The following is a 5,839-nucleotide window of genomic DNA, read 5'->3' as shown; positions in this document are numbered from 1 at the left end:
GGAGAACCAAGCGTAAGACGACCTCTCTACCTCGCGGCTGCCGGGCCGTTTCCCGTGCAAGGCCTTTTGAGTAGCGCGACGGCGTAAACCTTGTTCCGCCGCCCATGCGCGGTTTTTGGCTTTTTCTCTCGGCGGATTCCAGGGCCCGGCTTGTTCCCCTTCGAAGGCCATTACGCCCCGCGACCGCCGATTTTCTCCTCCGCGCGCCAACTAGCCTATAATTGCCGGTCAAACCGTCGACGCCGTCACTTATTCAACCATTTACCCCGCCTTCATGTCCGACCACCTAACGCTAGCCGGAACCCAGGACACCGGTTTCGACGATCCGTTGCTGGCCGCGTTGTTAACGGTTTGCCGCCACCTGCATATTTCGCAAACGCCGGCGGCGTTGACCGCGGGCCTGCCCTTGGTCGATCACAAACTGACGCCGGCGCTGTTCGCCCGGGCCGCCGAGCGGGCCGGCTTATCGGCGCGTTTGCTGCGCCGGCCGCTGGCCGACATTCCGGCCTTGAGTCTGCCGGCGGTGCTGTTATTGCGCGACGGCCATGCTTGCGTGCTGGTCGGCAAGGACGCAGGAACTTGCCGCATCGCGGTGCCGGAAACCGGAGGCGAGAAGACGCTGCCCAGCGCCGAGTTGGAGAATCTGTATGCCGGCCGGGCATTCTTCGTCCGGGTCAATCACCGCTTCGATGCCAGAACCGCCGATCTCGGCGCGGCGCGGGCCGGCCATTGGATACGCGAAGTCATCTATGCCGCTTGGCCGATCTACGCCGAGGTGCTGGCCGCGTCGTTGTTGATCAATTTGTTCGCGTTGGCGGCGCCGCTGTTTTTCATGAACGTTTACGACCGGGTGGTGCCGAATCACGCGCTCGAAACCCTGTGGGTGTTGGCGATTGGGGTGTTGATCGTGTTCGGCTTCGAATTGGCGATGAAGTTGCTGCGCGGTTACTTCATTGATGCCGCCGGTAAGCGCGCCGACATCGTGTTGTCGGCCGGCATCTTCGAAAAACTGCTGAACATCCGGCTGGAAGCCCGCCCGGCCTCGGCCGGCGCATTCGCCAACCGCTTGCACGAATTTGAGGCCTTCCGCGAGTTTCTGACCTCGGCCACCTTGGTCACCTTGGTCGATCTGCCGTTTTTGCTGCTGTTCGTATTGATCGTCTACAGCATCGCCGGACCGTTGGCCTGGATTCCGTTGGCGATGTTGCCGCTGGCGGTTTTGGCCGGCATCGCGCTACAGGCGCCGCTGCGGCAAACCGTCGATACCATGTTTCGCTACGCCGCCGAAAATCAGGCGACCTTGATCGAAGCCCTGACCAATCTGGAAAACGTCAAAACCACCGGCGCGGCCAGCCAGTTGCAACGGCGCTGGGAAAACAATATCGGCGAATTGGCCCGGCTGGGGTTGAAGTCCCGGCTGTACACCAGTCTGACCGTCAATCTGACCGCGTTCTTTCAACAATTGGCGGCGGTGCTGCTGGTCGTGGCCGGCGTGTATCGGATCGGCGACGGCGATCTGACCACCGGCGGTCTGGTGGCTTGCACGATGTTGGCCGGCCGGGCCCTGGCGCCGGTCGGCCAGGTCGCGGCGCTGCTGACCCGTTACCATCAGGCGCGGATGGCTCTGGCCTCGGTGCGGCGGATGATGGACCTGCCGGTGGAGCGCGAGGCCGGCAAGGATTATCTGCATCGGCCGCGTCTGGCCGGCGAAGTGGAGTTTCGCGGGGTTGGCTTCAGCTATCCCGGCCAGCCGGTGCCGGCCTTGGACAGCGTATCGTTCAAGATTCGGGCCGGCGAGCGGGTCGGCGTGATCGGCCGGATCGGCTCCGGCAAGAGTACGCTGGAGAAATTGATCCTGGCGCTGTACCAGCCGCAACAAGGCGCGATTTTGCTGGACGGTTGCGATAGCCGCCAGCTCGATCCGGCCGAATTGCGCCGGCAGATTGGCTACGTGCCGCAGGATAACGCATTGATGTTCGGCAGCGTCCGCGACAACATCGTGCTGGGCGCCGGTTACGTGGACGATGCGGCCATGTTGCGGGCGGCGGAATTGGCCGGCGTCGCCCAGTTTACCGCCCGCCATCCGCTCGGTTTCGACATGCCGGTCGGCGAGCGCGGCGCCGGTTTGTCGGGCGGCCAACGCCAAAGCATCGTGCTGGCCAGGGCCTTGCTGTTGCAGCCGTCGCTGTTGGTGCTGGACGAACCGACCAACGCGATGGACAACAGCAGCGAGGACGCCTTCAAACAACGGTTCGCCGCGCAACTGACCGACCAGACTCTGATTCTGGTGACCCACAAAGCCGCGTTGCTGAGTCTGGTGGACCGGGTCATCGTGATGGACGGCGGCCGCATCGTCGCCGACGGGCCAAAAGACCATGTGCTGGAAGCCTTGCGGCAAGGCCAGATCAAGGTGGCCGGATGAAAAAAACCTTGGGCGCTTGGCTGGCCGATTATCGCTACCGCAGCGAGGACCGGCGCGATTTCGACATCGCCGACGGTAGCGCGCTGTACGAATTACCGATCCAGAGTCATCTGATCTTGCTGACCACGCTGGTCTTCGTCGTGGTCGCGTTGGCCTGGGCCCATTTCGCCACGCTGGACGAAGTCACCCGCGGCCAAGGCAAGACCATACCGTCCAGCCAGATCCAGGTCGTGCAAAATCTGGAAGGCGGCATCGTTTCGGAAATTTTGGTGCGCGAGGGCGATAGCGTCGAGAAGGATCAGGTGTTGCTGCAACTGGACCGGGTACGCTTCGCCTCCTCGTTTCAGGAAGCCAAATTAAAGTATTACGAACTGCTGGCCAATACCGCCCGCTTGAACGCCGAAATCAACGGCGGTGCGTTGCAATTGCCGGACGAAGTGGTCAAGCAGGCGCCGCAAATCGCCGACAATGTCAGGCAATTGCTGGCGTCGCGCCAACACGAACTTAAATCGAACACCGATATACTCAGCGAGCAGATACGCCAGCGCGAACAGGAAATCGTCGAATTGCAGTCCAAGAGCGAGCAGCTCGGGCGCAGTTATAAAATGCTGCAAGACGAGGTGAAAATGTCCGAACCGTTGGTGGCCGACGGCGCGATGTCGCAAGTCGAATTGCTGCGCCTGCAGCGGGCCGCCAACGATTTGCGCGGTGAATTGAACTCGGCCAATCTGGCGATGCCGCGCGCCCGGTCGGCGCTGGACGAAGCCCGCAACAAACTGGCCGAAATCAAGGCGCGCTTTCGGACCGAGGCTTTGAAGGAGTTGAACGAGACCAAGGCCGAACTGGATCGGACCAGCGCCTCCGCCGTCGCGCTGGAAGACAGGGTCAGCCGGACGCGGGTGCTGTCGCCGGTCAAGGGCACCGTCAAGCGCATTAAAGTGAATACCGTCGGCGGCGTGATACAGCCGGGCATGGACCTGCTGGAAATCGTGCCGGTCGAGGATCAGCTGCTGATCGAGGCCAAAATCCGCCCGGCCGACATTGCTTTTCTTCACCCCGGACAGCAAGCTGTGGTAAAACTTACCGCGTACGACTATTCGATATACGGCGGCTTGGACGCGGTGTTGGAGCATATTAGCGCCGACAGTATTCCCGGCGAAAAAAAGGATGAGGACAGCTATTACCTGATCCGGTTGCGTACCGCCACGAATACTTTGCAAAACCGGGGTGAACGTTTACAGATCATTGCCGGCATGACCGCCGAGGTCGATATATTGACCGGCAAGAAAACCGTGCTCGAATACCTGATGAAGCCGATATTCAAGGCCAGGGATAGGGCGTTGAGAGAACGATAATAACAAACGGCATAACCGTGGCTAACCTATTGATTTGTTCTAATAATCCCCAGTTGACCGCGCAATGGAACCACGCGTTGATTTCGGAATACACGGTCAGTATGTTGCACAATCCCAAGACCGAATTCACAGCCGACGCGGTCATTCTGGACGCCAAGAAGCTGGAGGACGACGCCAGCCTGATGGCCTTGTTCTCCAACCGCGGTACCCGTTTTCTGGTGATGGGCTGCGATTGGCCGGACAGCCGGCAAATCGAAGTGCTGATCAACGGCGCCGCCGGTTACTGCGATCAATCCGAATCCGCCGAACTGCTGAAGCGGGCCGTTGCTTGTATTCTGGATGGCGACATCTGGATACGCCGCGCCCTGGTGCCCAAGGTGATCGGGGCTTTAACCCGCGCCAGACAAACTCAAACCGTGAAAAATCGTTACGACGCCGAGCAAAAACTGCAGCAGATCGCCGGTTTGTCGGCGCGCGAGCTCGAAGTTGCCAATCTGATCCGCCAGGGCGAAAACAACAAACGTATCGCGCTGGCGCTGAATATTTCAGAACGCACGGTCAAGGCGCATTTGTCGTCGATCTTCCGCAAACTGGGGGTCGACGATCGCTTGCATCTGGCCATATTGTTAAAAGAAACCGACCAATACCAAAGAGGATGAGGCATGAAATCGAAGACCGGATGGGGTGTAAGTATCGCGATACAACTGGCGTTCGCCACCGAGGGCCACGCCGTCTCGTTACAGGATTCGATTCAGAAAGTGCTGGACGACAACCCGAAAATCCAGGCTGCCAAATCGGAACGCCGGGCGGTCGAGGAAGAAATCGATCAAGCTAGGGCGGGCTATTTCCCCACCGTCGATGCCACGGCCGGCATCGGTTGGGAAGAGTCCAATAATCCCACCACCCGCACCCGGGGCGACGGCTCGGTGTTTTACCATCGCGAGGAAGGCGCCATCCAGGTCCGGCAAATGCTGTTCGACGGCCTGGCCACCCCCAACGAAGTCGAACGCCAGGAAAAACGCACCGACTCGCGCGCCTACACCGTCTTCGGCCAATCCGAAATCACCGCGCTGGACGGCGTCGAAGCCTATTTAAAAGTCTTGCGCCGCCAAGAGTTGCTGAATCTGGCCAAGGACAATCTGCAACTGCATCTGCGTACCAACGAACAAATCAAATTGCGTAGCGACCGGGGCGTCGGCAAGCGCGCCGATGTCGATCAGTCGATGGGCCGGGTGGCCTTGGCCGAGAAGAACGTCTGGTCCGAGACCGGTAACCTGAAGGATGCCGAAACCGGCTTTCAACGGGTGATCGGCATATTGCCCGACGCCGTCGAGCCGGTCGCCGCGCCGACTGCCTTCTTGCCGGCCACAATGGAGCAAGCCATCGACGAAGCGCTGGCCGACCATCCCATTCTGAAATCGGCCAACTCCGACGTCGAATCGGCCTTCGCCCAGCACGAGACCGCCAAGGCGCCGTATTTTCCGCGCTTCGACATCGAAACCGGCGTCAGCCACAATTACAACCTGGACGGCATTCGCGGCACCAACTCGGACATGACCGCGATGCTGCGGATGCGCTACAACCTGTTCAACGGCGGCAAGGACATCGCCCGCCGCGAGCAGACCGCGCAACTGATCAATCAAGCCAAGGACATCCGCGACAACACCCATCGGCAGGTCGTGGAAAGCATGCGCTTGTCCTGGGTGGCCTACCAGACCGTGAAAAGCCAGATGGAGTTCTACAAGCAGCACGCCGACTCCGCCGAAAAGACCATCGCTGCCTATCAGCAGCAGTTCAATATCGGCCAGCGCACCTTATTGGATTTGTTGGATACCTATAACGAAATGTATGTCGCCAAGAGTTCGTTGATTAACGCCAAGTACGACGAGTTGTTTTCGCAATACCGGATTCTGGCGAGCAAGGGGCAATTGAATAAGCATTTGGGGACAAAGTTGCCGGAGGAGATTCAGCCGGTGAGTGTGGCGGATTAGGGTTGCTTTTTTCGAAGTCGCCCGCAGGGAGTTAGCATGCGAGTGCTTCTAGCCGGTTTATTCATTGCCCT

4 protein-coding genes are annotated in these 5,839 nt (G+C 59.9%); all 4 read left to right on the top strand.

Going from position 1 to position 5,839, the window contains the following annotated elements; translation table 11 throughout:
• Positions 1–274: 274 nt before the first annotated feature.
• The 4 genes from AC3B8H_RS17675 to AC3B8H_RS17660 are packed head-to-tail and all read left to right on the top strand — an operon-like array spanning position 275 to position 5,768.
• Complete coding sequence (locus AC3B8H_RS17675; RefSeq protein WP_488442863.1) at positions 275–2,422, top strand: type I secretion system permease/ATPase; 2,148 nt, start codon at positions 275–277, stop codon at positions 2,420–2,422.
• Entirely contained in the window at positions 2,419–3,777 is a 1,359-nt protein-coding gene (locus tag AC3B8H_RS17670; RefSeq protein WP_488442862.1) for an HlyD family type I secretion periplasmic adaptor subunit, read from the top strand. The genes AC3B8H_RS17675 and AC3B8H_RS17670 overlap by 4 nt, the downstream gene beginning before the upstream one ends.
• A gap of 17 nt (positions 3,778–3,794) precedes the next feature.
• Positions 3,795–4,436, top strand: a complete 642-nt coding sequence (locus AC3B8H_RS17665) for a response regulator transcription factor (RefSeq protein ID WP_488442861.1) — start codon at positions 3,795–3,797, stop codon at positions 4,434–4,436.
• A gap of 3 nt (positions 4,437–4,439) precedes the next feature.
• Positions 4,440–5,768 (top strand): TolC family outer membrane protein, encoded by a 1,329-nt coding sequence (locus tag AC3B8H_RS17660; RefSeq protein WP_488442860.1) that lies wholly within the window; start codon positions 4,440–4,442, stop codon positions 5,766–5,768.
• Positions 5,769–5,839 lie beyond the last annotated feature (71 nt).

Source organism: Methylomonas sp. BG-2, assembly GCF_057766305.1.
This window is presented reverse-complemented; position numbering and strand designations above follow the sequence as displayed.

Bases quoted from the DNA above. Each gene is read 5' to 3' on its own strand.
- AC3B8H_RS17675 (WP_488442863.1), top strand. From the start codon at position 275: ATGTCCGACCACCTAACGCTAGCCGGAACCCAGGACACCGGTTTCGAC.
- AC3B8H_RS17660 (WP_488442860.1), top strand. From the start codon at position 4,440: ATGAAATCGAAGACCGGATGGGGTGTAAGTATCGCGATACAACTGGCG.
- AC3B8H_RS17670 (WP_488442862.1), top strand. From the start codon at position 2,419: ATGAAAAAAACCTTGGGCGCTTGGCTGGCCGATTATCGCTACCGCAGC.